The organism is Lysinibacillus sp. FJAT-14222, assembly GCF_001278875.1.
GTDB lineage: Bacteria > Bacillota > Bacilli > Bacillales_A > Planococcaceae > Lysinibacillus > Lysinibacillus agricola.
On sequence record NZ_LIYL01000044.1, the window covers coordinates 113,517 to 131,216 of the forward strand.

Annotated in this window: 20 protein-coding genes; 2 read left to right on the forward strand and 18 right to left on the reverse strand. The window is 28.8% G+C overall.

The window, feature by feature from the left end; translation table 11 throughout:
• Window positions 1–34: 34 nt before the first annotated feature.
• The 8 genes from AN161_RS28275 to AN161_RS17775 form a co-directional block, all read right to left on the reverse strand.
• Window positions 35–598: a hypothetical protein gene (locus tag AN161_RS28275; RefSeq protein ID WP_053595666.1), complete on the reverse strand. Its 564-nt coding sequence runs from the start codon at window positions 596–598 to the stop codon at window positions 35–37.
• A 417-nt stretch (window positions 599–1,015) separates the two neighbouring features.
• Window positions 1,016–2,248 (reverse strand): hypothetical protein, encoded by a 1,233-nt coding sequence (locus AN161_RS17745; protein WP_053595667.1) that lies wholly within the window; start codon window positions 2,246–2,248, stop codon window positions 1,016–1,018.
• An 11-nt stretch (window positions 2,249–2,259) separates the two neighbouring features.
• Window positions 2,260–2,457 carry a YonK family protein gene (locus AN161_RS17750; RefSeq protein ID WP_053595668.1) on the reverse strand — a complete coding sequence of 66 codons (198 nt, stop codon included), beginning with the start codon at window positions 2,455–2,457 and terminating at the stop codon, window positions 2,260–2,262.
• A 132-nt stretch (window positions 2,458–2,589) separates the two neighbouring features.
• Window positions 2,590–2,883 (reverse strand): HU family DNA-binding protein, encoded by a 294-nt coding sequence (locus tag AN161_RS17755; protein ID WP_053595669.1) that lies wholly within the window; start codon window positions 2,881–2,883, stop codon window positions 2,590–2,592.
• Between the two features lie 146 nt (window positions 2,884–3,029).
• Complete coding sequence (locus AN161_RS17760) at window positions 3,030–3,833, reverse strand: hypothetical protein (RefSeq protein WP_053595670.1); 804 nt, start codon at window positions 3,831–3,833, stop codon at window positions 3,030–3,032.
• Window positions 3,833–6,607, reverse strand: coding sequence for a hypothetical protein (locus AN161_RS17765; protein ID WP_241774598.1), 2,775 nt, complete (start codon window positions 6,605–6,607; stop codon window positions 3,833–3,835). Before AN161_RS17765 ends, AN161_RS17760 begins: the two co-directional genes overlap by 1 nt.
• A gap of 23 nt (window positions 6,608–6,630) precedes the next feature.
• A complete protein-coding gene (locus tag AN161_RS17770) occupies window positions 6,631–7,764 on the reverse strand; it encodes a competence protein CoiA family protein (protein WP_053595671.1) in 1,134 nt (377 codons plus the stop codon).
• Between the two features lie 243 nt (window positions 7,765–8,007).
• The gene (locus AN161_RS17775) at window positions 8,008–8,241 is read right to left on the reverse strand and encodes a hypothetical protein (protein ID WP_053595672.1); all 234 of its coding nucleotides are present in this window, start codon (window positions 8,239–8,241) and stop codon (window positions 8,008–8,010) included.
• A 396-nt stretch (window positions 8,242–8,637) separates the two neighbouring features.
• Between AN161_RS17775 and AN161_RS17780 the strand changes: the two genes are divergently transcribed.
• A complete protein-coding gene (locus AN161_RS17780) occupies window positions 8,638–8,838 on the forward strand; it encodes a hypothetical protein (protein ID WP_143114904.1) in 201 nt (66 codons plus the stop codon).
• 1,206 nt (window positions 8,839–10,044) lie between these two features.
• Here the strand turns inward: AN161_RS17780 and AN161_RS17785 are convergent.
• The 5 genes from AN161_RS17785 to AN161_RS17800 all read right to left on the reverse strand — a co-directional run bounded on the left by AN161_RS17785 (window position 10,045) and on the right by AN161_RS17800 (window position 13,819).
• Entirely contained in the window at window positions 10,045–10,329 is a 285-nt protein-coding gene (locus AN161_RS17785) for a hypothetical protein (protein WP_143114907.1), read from the reverse strand.
• A 229-nt stretch (window positions 10,330–10,558) separates the two neighbouring features.
• A complete protein-coding gene (locus AN161_RS17790; RefSeq protein ID WP_053595675.1) occupies window positions 10,559–11,527 on the reverse strand; it encodes a hypothetical protein in 969 nt (322 codons plus the stop codon).
• A 699-nt stretch (window positions 11,528–12,226) separates the two neighbouring features.
• On the reverse strand, window positions 12,227–12,451 hold the full coding sequence (locus AN161_RS17795) for a hypothetical protein (protein WP_053595676.1): 225 nt from the start codon (window positions 12,449–12,451) through the stop codon (window positions 12,227–12,229).
• Window positions 12,452–12,896: 445 nt separating this feature from the next.
• Complete coding sequence (locus AN161_RS29760) at window positions 12,897–13,052, reverse strand: hypothetical protein (RefSeq protein ID WP_158003044.1); 156 nt, start codon at window positions 13,050–13,052, stop codon at window positions 12,897–12,899.
• Between the two features lie 392 nt (window positions 13,053–13,444).
• A complete protein-coding gene (locus AN161_RS17800) occupies window positions 13,445–13,819 on the reverse strand; it encodes a hypothetical protein (RefSeq protein WP_053595677.1) in 375 nt (124 codons plus the stop codon).
• Window positions 13,820–14,079: 260 nt separating this feature from the next.
• Between AN161_RS17800 and AN161_RS28980 the strand changes: the two genes are divergently transcribed.
• Entirely contained in the window at window positions 14,080–14,277 is a 198-nt protein-coding gene (locus AN161_RS28980; protein WP_143114909.1) for a hypothetical protein, read from the forward strand.
• Window positions 14,278–14,414: 137 nt separating this feature from the next.
• Here the strand turns inward: AN161_RS28980 and AN161_RS17810 are convergent, their stop codons facing one another.
• The 5 genes from AN161_RS17810 to dnaN form a co-directional block, all read right to left on the reverse strand.
• Window positions 14,415–14,858, reverse strand: coding sequence for a hypothetical protein (locus AN161_RS17810; RefSeq protein WP_053595679.1), 444 nt, complete (start codon window positions 14,856–14,858; stop codon window positions 14,415–14,417).
• Window positions 14,859–15,021: 163 nt separating this feature from the next.
• The gene (locus AN161_RS17815; protein WP_053595680.1) at window positions 15,022–15,396 is read right to left on the reverse strand and encodes a hypothetical protein; all 375 of its coding nucleotides are present in this window, start codon (window positions 15,394–15,396) and stop codon (window positions 15,022–15,024) included.
• A 306-nt stretch (window positions 15,397–15,702) separates the two neighbouring features.
• The gene (locus AN161_RS17820; protein WP_053595681.1) at window positions 15,703–15,906 is read right to left on the reverse strand and encodes a hypothetical protein; all 204 of its coding nucleotides are present in this window, start codon (window positions 15,904–15,906) and stop codon (window positions 15,703–15,705) included.
• A gap of 202 nt (window positions 15,907–16,108) precedes the next feature.
• Window positions 16,109–16,477, reverse strand: coding sequence for a hypothetical protein (locus AN161_RS17830; RefSeq protein WP_053595683.1), 369 nt, complete (start codon window positions 16,475–16,477; stop codon window positions 16,109–16,111).
• 76 nt (window positions 16,478–16,553) lie between these two features.
• Window positions 16,554–17,651, reverse strand: a complete 1,098-nt coding sequence (gene dnaN / locus AN161_RS17835) for a DNA polymerase III subunit beta (protein WP_053595684.1) — start codon at window positions 17,649–17,651, stop codon at window positions 16,554–16,556.
• Window positions 17,652–17,700: the final 49 nt, after the last annotated feature.

Here is a 17,700-nt window from a genome sequence, read left to right on the forward strand (position 1 = left end):
ACATCTCTTGTATTGAAATTAAATTATGTATGTATTAACTTATATTATTTAAAACTTCTTCAAATTCCCCCTTGGCAAATCTCAATGTAAACTCTTCAAATTGTTCTGGAGTATTACTTCCATATCCATAATTTCTATGATAAAGTACATGTACATCATGTGCTAAACAAACACCTAAAGGATAAGAATCATGTATCTTGGAGAATGTATTTTTTATTAAATCTAATTCATCATCTGTATAATCTTTAACCTGCGGTAATCTAGATAATTTTAATTCAGATAATGTTTCTTCGACTATTAAATTAAATCCATATAAATGGTGAATATCATCAAATTTTTCACCAGATAATACACATTTGTAATCGCTTTTCCTCATACTTTCCTTTTTCCAATCAGCTATTATTCCTCTAAGTAAATCTTTGAGTTCACCAATACCGCCTTTGAATGAAGGACTATACTTACCATTTGTCATATCTCTGTAACATTCTACACATATTGAAATTTTAGATTTCCTTAAATTTGCAAAATTATTGGTTTGTACACCAATCTCTGTATGCTTTTCGCAAATGAATTGTACTGTAATTTCTTTTAAAAACATATTCCAATTCTTCTTTACTAGCATCACAATAAATTTCTTTTAGTTTATTATTTTCTTCATCGTTCCATTTTTTATTTTTACCCATATACATCATTCCTTTATGTATTTTCATTCCTAAATAATAAAAAGAGTAGGAAAGTGTAAGGAATGTGTACACTCATATCAGGCTCATGACTTCCCAATATTTCCTACTCGATAAGCATCTCTACTTTATTGCACACCTATAAAGGAAAGGGGAGTAATCTGCATAGATGTGCTAAAAGGAGAGGTTCTATGAATAATCAATGAAAATAAAAACAAACGTTATGTATTTTATTAATTTAAATAAAATAACCGTTTTAACAAAATTTTTAGCTGCTGTATGTATATAAAAACTGAGAATCTAATATCAAATATTAAGTTTTTCATATGTATCACCTAAATATTATGTATAGTTTTCAATAAATCTGATTTATATTCAAATAAACTGAAATATTTACCTGCACCAACGAATGATTCTTCTCTATGCCATTCATCAGTTTTAGCTTTAGTAGGCAATGTTCTAAATACTACACCGAAATCATCTTTAGATTGTGAGAAATGAAGATGACCACTATGAATCTCGACAACCTTCTTGTCGGCAATAATTTTACCGTATTCCTTGTAAATGGTTTTACTAATTCGATTTGATCCTTTATCTCCATGTAGACTTAGAATAGCAACGTCTTTCCATGTGAACATTTTCTTGTTTTCAATAGAAGCATCAAATTTAACTTGAGGAAACTTAACTTCTAATGCCCTAACTAAACCGTAAGTCATAACTTTATCATGATTACCACATACGTAATCAGATACTACATTATTCGAATTCTTCAATGAAGCCTCATAAATGTAACTGTAGAAAGTAAATGCATCAGTCCAAGCATTCTCTATATCTACTTTCTCAATTGCTGTGCCATTGCTAGTATGTCCTTTAAAGTCGTCATGGTGCAGTAAGTCGTTTCCGATTGGAATATAAATAGTGTCCCATTTCTTAGACTCGATTAGCTCCAAAATCTCATTTAATGTTTCACTGTAATATTCTAAATCATTAATTCCAAAGTGCATATCTACTAGAGGTATTTCTAACAAATTTTCACCTTTGAAATCAATCTTATTTATTACTACTTTTTTAACTTTATCTTGTAGTTGTGAAAGCACATTTTCAATATCAAATTTAACTGATTTAGGTTTAACTGTGATTTTACTCGAATATAAAGTCTTATCGATAGATTGATTCCAAATGGAATTCTTTGCATTTACTAAATCAAACTCATTAATATCGAATCCATGAGCTTCTAAGATAGTCTTATTATCTAATTTATCATTTTCATTAATGCGAATAAGCTTATCAGATGAATGAGTTCCATCGCCTTTGATTTCGTTTGTTTGTTTATATGAAGGTAAATCATTATTTCCAATTAATTTAGACTCGATGTAGTCCTTCCAATTCAAATACTGACCATAATCCTTACGCCACTTGGATTCACTGTAATTAGAACCATATTCCTTATTTAAAAGTATGGTAGCTTCATCAGATGAAATATCATAATTATCTAAATTAGTGTATAGGCGTATGTGATAATCTTTAAAGCTTTCTATTTCTTTACGTTTTAAGTCATAAGAAGTCATTTAATCACTCCTTAATCTTCAATTGGCGCAATTTCATTATCTTCTTTAATCGAAATAGTCACGCTTTTACCATTAAAATTAGCAAGTTCTTTAAAGAAATCATATACGTATTCAACTTCTTTTGTTACTTCCGTAATAGTAGAGCATCCTTCATTAAAATTTACATCTAAAATACCTTTGAATCCTACTTGGTTGGTCTTCTTAGCCATATTTATTTCTCCTTTTATCCACATATTGATTTTTAATTAAAATTAAAAGGATAGAGAAGAGTAGGGGATAACCCTACCACTAACTCTATCCAAGTATTAAAACGCCTGTATGAATTTGCTATGTATTTAAAATTAACTGTTTAACTTTTCTTTAAACTTAGGCATTGCTTTCCACTTTGTAACTCGTTTTTCTGGAACTTCAATAGGTTCACCGGTTTGTGGATTTTTTTTGGTACATGCTGCTTGTACTCCCTGAACAATTTTAGCAAATCCTAGGGTTACATCAGAACCTCCTACTAACATTTGTTCAATTGCATTAATTACATCCTCTGTGCGAAGAGTGGCTTCATCATTAGACAGCTTTTCTCCTGTACGTGCTAAATTTACCTCTTGTACTTTTGATACCAATTCTGTTTTAGTTGCCATAATTTTAATTTCTCCTTTTATCCATTTGATTTTTGTTTTATGTATTTAATTAATTTGACAGATTCATTCTCTATCATATATACTATTTGTCATCGTCGCTTGAAACCATTAGTATCATTGGGTTTGTTGGGTATAAGCAACGGTCGTTATTTTCTTTTATTATTATATCTGACATGTTTCTCCTTAATTTTTATAATTTTACATGAATTACAATATTGATTTTTGTAGTTAGTGTTTCTAATTAAATTTCCACACTCAATACACTTTTTCACCTTCTTGCTTCCATAATAGTACTCATAAGCTAATCCAATATTGTCAAAGTCATTTACCTCAAATATAGTTTCCTCATCTTCCTCAATTTGATTTAAAAACAACAACTCTAAAGATAGTCGATTAGTAGTACGAGTCAATCCATCATCATTAAATTGCTTAATTGTTCTATGTATTCCTTTTTCACGATATGTACGAGTTAGTTTTTCATTTAAAGTATCCATCAATGACTTATAACTATATTCTCCAGAACCACCAAAATAGTTATTTTTAGAATCAATGCCTCGCATTTTTGCTCTAGCATTATTTAATTTGTTGATTATTAGCAATGAGAAAATAATCTTCTTTTCTAATTCTTCATATTTTAATGACTCAATAAATTCCATTTCTTTTTTCGTCACTTCAATTGATTCAATTTGAATTAATACACTGTCATCCTTTAAAGCATAAGTAATCGCATTATCAATCATCTTGTAATGCCTAACCTTATTGAACCAACCTTTACATTTCTTCTCACAAAACTCATACAGTGATTTCTCGATAGCGTCTTTATCTTGACCAAGATGTTTGTAATACTTAGCTAAAGTTTTTAAATCACCTCTAATTCCAGTGTCTAATTTGTTCTTTTTCAATAACTCTTCTATGTATTCTTTTTCTTTATAGTATTTATTCATACCCATTAAAACAATTCCACCTTTCTAACAGTATATTTTTTATTCAAATATTCAATTTCACCATCTTCATCTTGGATAGGGAGGTATAAATAATCTTTATTACTTTTTAAATTATCAACAATCTCATCACCAAACAGTGACCACATTATATCTTTATTTGACGTTTTGTTATCAACACAGATCATATGAATCACGTAATTCATTAATTCTTTCTCGTTGTTACATACTCCAAGCAACTCAACCTTTAATCTTTCTCGAACAATATTAATATCTTGTGCGACACTTTCATCATAGGTAGTTTTAACACTAACTTGTGTATTATTCATTTCATTTCTAATCATAGAGTTGAATTCTGAATATTTCTTTTTCACTTTCTTATATGTATCTTGGTTAAACTTAATATCTTTATTCATGAACGATTCATAGTCATCAAACCATTCGTCGAGTTTCAGTAGTTTCTTTATTTCGAAATCAACCGACTCGATACGTTTGCAAATTTTATTCATTACACAATCAGATTCAATTACTGGTGATTTACGATAAAATTCATCTATGAAGTTTAATTGTTCGTCATTCATACGTTTAACGCTCTTTAGTTCAGTTAGGGTTATTCCTAATCGCTGTAATGATAAAATTTCATATTTCTTCACATGATCTTTGTATTTCTTTTTTGTATTACTGTATAGATGCATAAAGAAATAAGGGTGTTTATCAAGTAAAATCCTATTATTCAACTCTCGTTCATATCGTTCTTGTTCGGTTTCATCTTTAATGGGCAGTTGGTATTTTACCCATTTAGGGACTATACCTTTAACTTCTTGTCCAATTTTAGTTTTATCAATTTGAGCCGATTGAGCCTTAGTAATTGACTTGATTCTCCTAAGAGTGACTTTATACTCCTCAGATTCAGGAGATAGATTAGCTAGTAACGCATATCCAGAAGTTGATTTATTAGTTAGTCCTCCAATAATACTATTAAAACTAAATGTATCGGCATTATACAAATCGTTCTCAGTAGGAATCACCTTAGATGGTTTAGGTGCTTCATACACAACTGGTAATTCTTTACGATAAACTCCTTTGATTACTGATTTATCAGATGTAGTAGCGATGATATCATAATCAAAATCACTTCCTGCAAAACGATCAGTTTCATTGCCATGAGCATTTAAAATAATCCCACTGTAACAATATTTATACCACTTTTCGGTATCATCATTCTTAATTAGTTTCAGCAACACATGCTCACTACGATAGGTGAGGGGGCTGCGACTTGCTACAACTTCTTCGATGTTGAGATTATTCCAATAGTTACTGTAGTGTTCATCTTCGGCAAGCAAACCTTTCACTTCTTTTCCACACACTGCCTCCATCATAGCAAAAGGGTCAGATACAATAACCTGAAAGTTACCATCAACAATTATTTGACCAATAGAAGCATTCTGAATCTTCTTTTTGAGCATATTATAAATTTTGTTTCTTATGTATTTATCTTTTATTAGCTTAGGTTCAACAATTAAAGCTTTAATCCAACTAGCGTTTTTACTGTTTAGGAACTGATTAAATTTTTCTTCATTTGCATTCATTCCTACAAGAAATAGCATTGTGTAATACACATTCTCAGAAGTAACACCTTTGATCCACTTCACAAATTTATCTGTAATAGTAGCTACATCATTATCATCTAAGTTCAGTGTCTGTAAGAATTGATAATTTTGATAGAAGAATGTTTTATCATATTTAGGGGCATATATACTAATGCCCCATGACATATTATTCTCCACACAACATTGACGGTAATGGTCAACAGAAGACCAACTATCCCACAATTTTAGCTGAGATTCGGTGATTATTACATCTACACATCTTAAATCAACCAACATTGGATTATCGCTATCGTCCTTATAAATAGACTCTATTATATAATTACCTTCATTAAATTCTTCAACCCATTCATGTATATCAAATACAGTAAGCATTCCTTTGAGAAAACTGCCCCTAATGCAGAATTGTGATGGGATATAGTCAATTTCTAATTCCTTAGCCCATTTCTCAGCTTGTTTAGGAGATATCAATCCTTGACCATCGAAACGATTAAACATCTTTGTAATGGATTTTTCTTCAATTTCATCATCTTCGCTGTAATCTGTTTCAGTTACAAAGTTGACATTGAATGAAGTTGGACTTTCAAAATCCTTCACTACACAGAAGTTAGGTGTAGTTACTTTATATCTAGAGCTACCATATAAGCCTCTGTAAGCATTTAATTTAGCAGGAGCAATAGGAACGATTTTATTCCTACCATTGTCAGTACGATACCTTAATTCATCAAATACAGTTTCTGCAATAAATAGGACAGTATTAACTCTTGCTTGAGAAGCACTGGAATTGAATCGTTTATATTTAACGCCATTAATTAGTACCCCTTTACTATATAATCTCTTGTATTGTGTTTTGTTGCTCATCTCGATAGTTATGTATTCTGGAACGTAAATTAACTCATTTAATTTTAGTTGTAAATCTTGAAGTTTCTCACCATTACCATCGTCACTGGTCGAATTCTTCAATTTATGTATTTCTTTTTCTAAATATTTAAGCCTATTAACATCAATATGACGCTTAGTGATATCTAGAATCGTATCAATTAATTGATTCTCAAATACCGCAATTAATTCTTTATTATCGATAGCCTCATCAATGTTAATACTAATATCATAGTTAAACTTTTTTAATCTATCTGATTCGAATTTCATTGTTAAGTATTGTATTTGTTTACGCAACTAACCATCCTCCCATTACTAAGCTAAAACTTAATTGTTTTACATCTTACCATTCTTGTTTGTTTTATATTTTCATATTCTAAATGTGCTTTTACTTTTCCTGACAATACTGCATAATCGCCTACACTAATATTTGGACGTAGTGAAGTTAGCCATGTTAGTAAATCACCATCTTCTGTTACAAATTTATATAGTGTAGATTTGTAAGTCTTAAAATAAATTTTTTCCATCAGCAACACGTTTAGTGTAGTGTCATTTCCTATTTCTCCAACATAGGTACTGACTATTTCATCATTATTGTACTTATCCTTAAATTTCAAAAGATTATCATGTCTTCTTTTTCTATCTTTCATAATATCATCATAGTTATTGATGTAAGTATCTTTAATATCGCTTAACATTGAATTCAGCTCGTTGTTTATCTTAATACCATTATCAAATATAAAATTATTGATACTCTCTATCACGAAGCTCATTTTGTTGCTTAGATATTCGCTAAACAAGTCAAACTCTTTTTTATTAGAAAGTTGAAAATATGCTATAGAATTCTCTAATTTTTTATTTATATCTAAAATATTTAAATCGGTAATTATAGCTTTTCTTTTCACGTCAAGATAAATTAAACTATTGTTTAATAGTTCTTTCTCTATAAGTTTATAGCGCTTCATATGGTTTGGTTCTCCTGAACAAATTTCAATATTATATTTATCAATTCCTAAGATCCAAATATCATGTATTCCTGCCAATCTATACAATTCTCTACGAATGATAAATTCGCTTGCGATAGGGGAGCATTGAAATTCAATTACACACTTTTCATTATTAAATTCAAAATAGATATCGGGACGTTGCTTGGTTTCTGGTATCCAATGTTCTAAATTTACTTCAGATACTCCTTCTTGATTTTTAATCCACTCATAAAGTAGTATTTTTCCACTTCTATGTTCGTCTGTTTCTTGTTCGGAATAATACCCATTACATTCCTTCACTACATGTCTAAAATACGGAGGAACAACTTCTCCATGACAGTACTCATATTTTTCATTACATACAGGACATTTAAGAATGCCTTTACTAGACCATTGTTTTAATCTATATCTATCGTATTTAGTGTCCAAACAGTTTATTATTTCTTTACCGACCTTAGCAGTTAACAAATGAATCCTCCTATAAAATTATGTATGTTATGTATCAGTATCCTCTTGGTTAGTATTTAATATAATTTTATGTATTTATTATATTAAATTTCAAGACTTAACTACGTACCACTTATGTATACCTTTTTTAATTAATTCCAATTGATTTAACAAGGCTTTAAACTCTTCTAATAGTAAGTATCATTTCTGTTATAACAACACTGTATTAATTAGTAGCAATTTCATACTTCATATGTATTCCTATCAAAACTTCTCATTATATAACTTAAACATGTTACGCTTAATCTTCTTCAAGGAACTACTCTTAACTTTTCCATGCTGCTTAATATCTTGATATGCTTCTGATTCATAATTCTCTTCCGCACCCATACTAATCATTTCCTCTAGATAGTATAGTACTTCACTATTGTTGAAATTGTCCTCCTTTGCCATGTTCATTTCAAATACCTCTTCATTAATTGTTTCATAGTTCTTCAATATATCAATCTCCTTTTTTATGTATTTTATTAAATTATAACACAATTAAATTTAAAAACAATATTTTATGTATTTTGTTATTTAATTTGTGTTCTTGTTTATATAATACTGCGAAACTATCTAATCTACTAGTCAAATTACTAAATAAATTTAATTAATAAAATACAAATTATTCATAAATAACAAATTTCTATTAATTGGTAAGAAATTTTGTCGAAACATGTAGAAATATACAGAATATCATTTCATTCCTATTTGGATTGTAGTATTATCTATTAATGAAGGATATGTCAGACCTTAAATTATATCTGACTTTTTTAACTTTATACTTGTAATTTATAGAAAAGTTTCCAATAATTATTGATATATAATTAGAAAGGGGAATGAGTGATTAAAATGGATACTGTAAAGAGGGTACAAATAGAGAAAGATGAATCTGTAGAGTCTGCATTACTTTTGGTTATTAGTAAATTATCAGTCACACATCCAGAGGAGTCTTTAAAATTATTAGCAATGTGTGCTAAAGATGATATACCAAAAACAAATGTTTTAAATTATGCGCTAGATATCGTTGAAAGGGGAAATTATTTAAGTTAGATAAGAATTAATACATATCAATATATTGATACAAATGTTAGATAAATATCACAAGTTAAATACTATGGATTATTATATTTAAAAAATAGGTAAATAATTTGACTCGAAAAGACGATTAACATCAAAATCACCATTACTCGTAAATTGATCTACTTTCAGCAAAAGAAACGTAGAGTTTACAATGGAATTGATGCTAAATAGTCGATTATTTTCGAGTCTTTTTTATATTTATCTGAAGCTGCAAAATTAAGCTTATATTCAATATTTATAAGGCTTTTATGTGTATTGTATAGTTTAAGTATAAATTAGTCGTCTATGTTTAGTCGTAAATGTTCAATGTTTATAAGGGTTTTAGAGGTGTTAATAGGGTGGAAAGTGGTGTAGATGTGTTAATTGTGACTAATTTACTATACGTTAATATTCAATACTGGTAAGGATATTATGAGTATTTTACGATTACGATTACGAGTAGAAGTAAAAGTGAAAAATAGGTAAGTTGGACTAATTTTAGGTATATTGGATTATATAGTAGGAGAGTGGAGGTAAATTTATAGAAATGTAAAATCGAAAAAATTATCAACCTGTGTGGATAGATGTGGTAGCGTGGATATCTGATCACTCATTCAACCTCAAGATGTAAAGACACCCCCCATATCCAGTGTTTAAAGGATATAATGTATATTATTTTACCTATAACTGACAATAAATGGTACATAAAACTACCACTCACACTCCTACAACTCGCTAATAACTCATTATAAAATACGAACATACACTCCTATAACCATAAAAGTATAACTATATTATATAAAATTGATTTATTAGCTTTTATAAATGGCTGAAATACGTGACGTGTTATTATATTCGTTGTATAACAGACAGCGTTGGCTCAAGGTGTTCTAATTTAACAATTCAATTTGTGGATAATGTTAATAACTTGTGTATAACTTTGTTGATAATTTATAATTGTACTGTACTAATCTATACACTAATTAGTATCTAATTATTATCTATAACCTGTAATAAGCTACTAATTCATATAACTTTACCTACATATAATCACATTCCAACTACTCAATTCAATAAATATAAAATTCCATTATATACAAAATAAAAAAGTAGCAAGTATATTTCAACTCACTACTTTTTAGATAATAAAATTTAACTGTACCGTTTTATCTATTTCTTAGAAGTAAATCGAGACGGTTAAGTTATCTTCTTTATATATTTGCTGTTGTCAGAGTATCTATCTTTAATTTCTAGAATTTCATAACCTTTAAAATTTAAATATTTATTTATTAAATCTTTTTTATCCTCATAATGCCTATTAATATACCTCTTAAACGACTGACTAACCTCGCTAATCGGTATAGGTTTATCTATATCCATGTTATCAATCACACTAATAAAGCTATCAAGCTTCTTATCTCTACCATAGTCATACATACTATATAACTTATATACTGGAGCGATAATAGCTTGTTTATCCATATACATCTTGTTAATGTTGTCTAGTAATAATGTATATGAAGAGGCGATACTTTCTCTTACATCATTGTATGCTAAGTATACATCTAACAACCATTGATTATTTCTTTATGTATTTAATTAAGTAATAGGTAATCGAATACATAAACACTCTTTTCGTTTATGTGTGAGAAGTAAGTAACAATGTCTTTTTATTGTTACGCGCAGGCACTTAATCTTTTGATCTTAATCTTTAATGTTTAGGTTTGTTTTTATTAAACATTAATTTGACTAATCCTAGTTGCTCACCATCTCCAGCAAATACTATATCAGGATTAACAACTATCTTCATTGACCTTTTATCTTTATCAAAGAAGAAGAATCCAAATGCATATTCATCACCTATCTTTACATTGTTTAGAGTTGTCTTTAGTTTTCTGTAATCTTTATAACCTAATACATCTGATAACTCACCTAATGTCATAGGGATAATCTTATCTATATCAGTTTCATCTGGATTATGACTGACTATATTTGTATGTAGGTTAAGGAAAGGAAGTACCATATAAATATTTGCAATACTGCTTAACTGTCTACCATCTGCATTATTAAATAAATCTTGTACAGTCTTTCTGAACATTCTAGTAAAGCTTTTATTCTTAACTGTTACATTAAAGTTTTCTTTATGACCACGATAGAATAATTCTTTATTCATAATTAATTCGTTATGTATATTTTCAATTAATACTTTACTATCTATAAATTGATTAAGTAATACATATGATCGGTTCTTACTCAACTTTACAACTTCATGGAAATTTGAACGCGTTACAGATGTTGTAGCCTTACCTTTACCTGTTTTAAGCATCCCTGATTCCCATTCTATAAGTGTACCAAGATACATTAATCTTGCGATGTCAGGCTTCTTTATATCTGGAAACATATCTGTTATGCTTTTTGTTAATGTAAAGAAAGCAAATACAAATTGACCATTCATTGCTTCATGTTCACCTAACACTTTTAATGATTTAAATGCTTCTTTACTATTAATGGTTACTTTGTTCATAACTGGTATAAGCCATTGATGTTGATATAGATGACTAATATCTTCACCAGTTAATAGGTCATACGCTTTATTATCCTTAATGATAAAGTTTTGGCTTTGCTTAATCATTTTCTCTCTTGTTTCACCTTTGTATTTGTCATAATTAATATGATTCATAATTTTATATCTCCTATTCTTAATTGTTATAGTTTTAATTAAAGTTAAATACACTACTAATAGATTGTGATTAAGATACGATTCATACACTAAAATAGGTATAATAGTCAATGTTTGTATGGATATGCGTAGTATTTAACTACAACCGTCAAAGTTACATATCTTGTGGTTTTTACAACCGTCAAAGTTACATACTTTTTTATTTTATGTATTTATGTTGCTCGAGGCAGTATATCTCCACTTAATCACCTTTGACTATTCCTACTATTATAAACCTTCATAACATTATCCAATCTTTCGTTTCCATATGTATTTTCTACAATGCAATAATATTTATTCTTTTTCTTAGCAAACTTGAATCCTAACTCTTCTAATATTTTACCTTCAGTATACTTGCTATAACGTCCATCAGTTCCATTAATCCATACCCAATTATTTCTTTTGCTTGCTTTAAAGCCTTGATTGGTACACTTATCAAAAATCTCATCAATAGTAATAGTTACTCATCCTTTTCAATTTTATTTTATTCTTGCGAATGCGGAAGTGGAGCAGCTATACATTGTATCAGCTCTAATTATATTCAAATATACAACAATCCTTTCTTATGTATTTATATCACTAATTGCATAATGACTAATCATAAGTGACAGTAACGTAAAAAGAAACCACTGGTGAGGTGGTTTTAAAATTTGTATTTAATTAAATAACAATGTTTAGAAAGAAGTTCTCTAGTGCTGCGTCAAAGTCCGTTTCTTTATGCGTTCCATCAAAGCCTAATGCAGTTAAAGCAATATCATAGTTGTCATGATCTAAGTCACTACCATCTTCCAAGTAAATAAAGTCTTCAGCATCTCCACCATTTACTTTAATTTGAGTTAAACCTTTAGTTAATTCTTTGATTGCCTCTGTTTGTAATGCTGCCATTTTAATTTTCTCCTTTAGGTTTGATGCCGTGTTGCATCTACAACCTTGTGAATGTTTTATGTAAATCTTTAACTTAAATATAGTATACCACGTAGTTCGGTTTATTACAACCACTTTATGTATTTTGTTAAATAAAAAAACTAAAAGAAAAGAGCAGCTAATTTTATTTAAGCTGCTCAAAATATTATAACTCTCATTTTTAATTTCCCTTTGATCCGATCGCAGCAATTACAATTCTAACTATAAATACAATCACAAGTATTCCATACAATACAATAATAACCCAATCAAATACATTCAAATTTTCGAAATCAATCCATTGATACATCAAGAATGGCAGAAACACAATGAAAAATAAATTTAGATAACCGATTTTCTTTAGCATATTTTAAGCGAGTATGGTAATATTATTATCAATAGGGAAGGGGAATAAATCCCCTCCGACTTATTTGCGACTTTTCTTCTTGCGTTTTGCGGACGGCTTAGAAGATGGTCGCTTTTTGTTTGTCCTCATATCATGTATGTCTTTTAAGGAAGAAGTAATTCCTTTAAAGATTGCTACGATTGAGCCTGTTATCATAATAATATGTTCAATATCCATACTTCACTTTTTCAACTCCTTTCCTTTAATATAATTCTATTATATACCATAAATGCATAAAACACAATACTATTTATGTATTTTATTATTTAAAATTTAAACTAATTATACTTACTCAACTTGTAGACTCTATTATTTTTAAATCTGATTCTATATTCTTCATCAGTCTTTTTAATCATTTCAATTACTTTTCCATTTATTATTTCTATTCCACGTAAACTTTCTTCTATATCATCATTACATACGTTTATAAAATGTAACTACCCATTATGAAGCGGTTCACATTTCCACTTTTCAAATTTTAATTTTGTAGTAGGTAGTGGGGAGGTGGTTCTATATTTAATTTGCGAATAAATACACTTATGATGTACTTTACGTGTAATCATAGGCAATTAAACCACAGTTTTAACTTCTCTAAAGTCATGTAGAGAGATGAAACCTCTATTAGTATTATTAATGTTTTCATTATAAAAGTCATGTCCTAAAGCCTTTTCAATTCCTTCTGGTGAATACTTAAATGTAAATGCATAATCATCATTGATAAACTTCTTATTTTTACACACTAAATATAAACTGTTGTCAAAAAGATTACTGTATATTCCTAAAGGAATTACTTTTTCCATCTCTAAGCGTGTTTTAAGTGCTTCTAATAATTCATTAGGTAATTGATCAAAACGGTACATATTAAGAAAGAAATGGTCTGTCATGTTATTATTTTCATCAAGGTACATAAAGCAACCTGTTTCTTTTACTATTTTAATTTTCATTTTTAAAACTCCTTTTCATTTTGTATTTTATTAATTATCTTAAAAATACACGTCCTTCAGTATGATAATATTGATTATTTGAAAACGAAATGATAAAATACTTTTCTGAACTAGCGAAAGGAATGGTTAAAATTTTAAGTCGAAACATATTAACATTTTCCACATTGCACATATCATCTACCACAAGATATATATTAAAAAATCATATTGAAAATTTAGATTTATTGATATATCCAAAAGATGATCATGGTTATTTTATTATGGTTGATCTTGAGAAAACAGAAGTCTCTAAGATTCCGAATGATTTATTGTATCTTTTGCGATTAGCTCATATGCATGATTGTTACTACTTAGAATTAGATGACGATTATCCTCCAGAAGACGATGTTCTTCTTACTGTATATGATCGAACGATAGCAGAAGAAGTATCGAAAGATGTTTCAAATAGAGAGTCCTAAAAGGGCTTTCTATCATACTTTGAATTTCTTTATTTATAGCACGTACAAATATACGGAAATAACCTACCATATTCATAAAGAAGTAGATAGGTGATTCATAAGAACGTGTATTATACTTGTATAAGTATTATCCAATTTCACGCTATTCTCTGGAATAAATTAATTATAATATCGTTTACATCATTCTTTTTTATTTCTCCTTCAACAGCTTTTAGTATTAGAAGTGAGTGTAGTTCTAAAAATTCGTGCTTTGGTAGTTTGTTTTTTCTTTCATTATATATTTGTTTTATATCTTGTAGTGATAATTTTAGCACATAATCCACAATATCTTGCTTTTGTTTAAACTTTTCTTTATCTTTCTTTCTCATCAATTCCTCTCTGTTTAACTCTAAAGCTAAATCATGAGATGTACTGATGAAGTCCTTCACTCCTTTGATATAGTATGGAATCATTTGACCATTTTCTAAACGCTCTTTGATCATTAATTCATGAGCACTGTGTGGGTCAAGTTTTGTTTGTAGTAGATAATAAGTAACATCATTTTTCATTCTAAACATTTCTTCTTTTGTTCTTCTAGCCAAATTAACACTCCTCATTATATGTATTTATTTTTATAAAAAGCATATATTATAAAATCTTTTCGGACTTAAAAGCTAATCTAAATAAATAACTTTTACTAATTTACTTACTTAGATTAGCTTTCAAGCAGTCAACTTAATGACTCGTTATGCTCATAAACTTCAGTCAATTTGTGTATGACTCAATTAAATGGTACATTTCAGATACAATTCCTTTTAGTTCATCAACTTCTATTACGTATGCTTCATCATAATTAAATACGTTCATTCTAACGACCTGATCTATTGCAACAGCTTCATTTGGAACTTTTAAACCGTTTTTTCTCAAACTTCCAACACTTGCATATTCTCCAATGATTTCGTATCCATGAGTATCATTAAATTCTTTTTCTACTACTACTGCCATTTTATAAAGGTAATTCATTACAGAAGAAAAGCTACCAACAAAGTTACTGAATTGTATTTCATAAAGGTCATGGTCTTGTAAAAACTCTAAGCCATTAATTGTAATCTCTGGGTTACTTACATTGATTTCTTTCATTTGTTTCAACCTCCAATTAATATATTTGTTAATACTTATTATACACTACTACAGATAAATTACAACTAGTTTTATGTATTTTATTAATTAATTTTAGCGATTACAAATATGAACATCAAAATTGCTATAGCGTTGACAGATAAAGCTATCTTATAGAATGACACTTTGTCTTGTGGAGCATCTTCTGGAGTCCAAAAATAATTGTCAATTGTAGCTATACATTTTTGCATCAAGATTTAGTTCACCTCACTTTATGGATATGGTAGGGGACATACAATGAAATGGTTATATCATTTAGTTTAAGTTTTAATCATCAAAAGTAATTTCATTTTCAGCTACTATAAAATCATAAAACAAGTCTAATTGATCCAAAATGTCCGTTACGTCGTTTCTATCAATAATTTCATTTTGAAGCTGTTCGTGTTTTTCATCATATTCTATATTGCATTCTCTTAATGTATGAAGTAGTGAAAAGTAAATAATTTCAGCCTGTACACGATTTAACTTCATTCTTAATTCACTCCAATTTATTTATTTTAATAACCGTCAATAATTGCATGTGCAATGTGATTATCTAACCATGTAGCATAATTAAAGTTGGTCTCGTTATTGTTGTATTGATCTTTATATAAATTTATAGAAGATTCATAGTCACTAAATAAAGGCTCTAACATATTGTTCTGCATTACATTTACAAATTGATTATACATACTCATTCATCAACAGCCTCCAATCCTGTTAATTCCCATAAAGAATCATCTACAAATGTACCAATAAACTTTTTACCACGATGAATGGAAGTGGTATCAATTTTAAAATTCTCATCTATTTTATAATCATTAATCCCAACATAAATTACATTTTCGAATTCAGCCTTTGGATCAAGGAAGTAGTGTCCAATTTCATTACTGTATATATAGAATAATTCAGTTTGATTGTCTTTTAAGTTGTTCGTTTGAACATGAGTATATTTATTTGAAGTCTCTTTTATTTCTTTAGCTAAGGTATCATTATTTGTAGCTGCTCCAGTGAATAGTGTAAAAGCTGTAACGACTGAAAGTAAAATATTTTTGATTTTCATAATTATTTACCATCCTTTTTGTATTTTATTATTTTAATAGTAGGAAAAGAGGGAAGAAATTCCCTCCAATATTTAATTAAGCAATTCGTACTGGTAAAATTAATTGCATAGCTTTATTGTCATTAGATAGTGCAATAAATGGACGCATAGAACCAGTGAATTTAAATTGTGTATTTTCTTCATTAATTGCTTTTACTGCTTCATTTAAATAAATAGCACTCATAGCAATTTTTAAATCTTCTCCAGTTTTTTCACCTTCGATATTTGCAGTCATTAATCCACTTTCAAAGCTTTCCGCTAACATTTCAATTTTACCGTTTAACTGCATTTTTACGGCATGATTATGATCATCTTTGGCAATAGTTTTTAACATGTCAATTGACTCGACTAGTTGACTACTATTAATAATTGCTTCTGTTCTAAAATCTTCTGGAATTAAGCGACTAAAATCTGGATAGTTACCTTCAATATTTTTAATGCATAGCTCCACATTGTCAAACTGAACTATTGTAAAATCTTGATTAAATCCAATTTCAATACTTTCAGTTTTCTTATTTAACATCTTTACAGATTTTTCAAGTGTTTTACCGTCAATAACTGTATCAATGTTATCTAATTGACTAGGCACTGTATAACGTCCTAATCTGTGCGAGTCAGTCGCTACAAAGTCGATATGGTTATAGTTGTCTGTACGTACACATACACCTTTTAAAACTGGTCTTGATTCGCTTTTAGCTACTGCAAAAGTTGTATTGTTAATCATGCGTCTATACTCGTTGACGTCCATTGTCATACGCTCATATTCAAGGCTAGGTAGTAAAGGATATTTGTTTGCATCTGTAAACATTAATTTATAATCAATGTTACTTGCTTTTATATTTGCCTTATTATCTACTAGCATATCAATTTCAATATCAAGTGCCTTTGATTTCTTTAAAAAGTCATTCAACTTCTTATATTCTAATACCAGTGATCCACTTGTTTCTGTTTGTAACGTATCGATCACTACACTTGCCATTGCATCTTGATTTCCTGCAATTAGTTGTAACGTGTTATTTTCTGTTGTTGTAATTTTTACACCAGATAGGATAGGTAGTTTTGTTTTACTGTCAATAAAATGTCCTAGCTTTTTAAGACCTTCTAATAATTCGATGCGATTAATTGTTGTTTTCATAATTAATATTCTCCTTTTGTTTATGTATTTTATTATCTAATTTATTGTA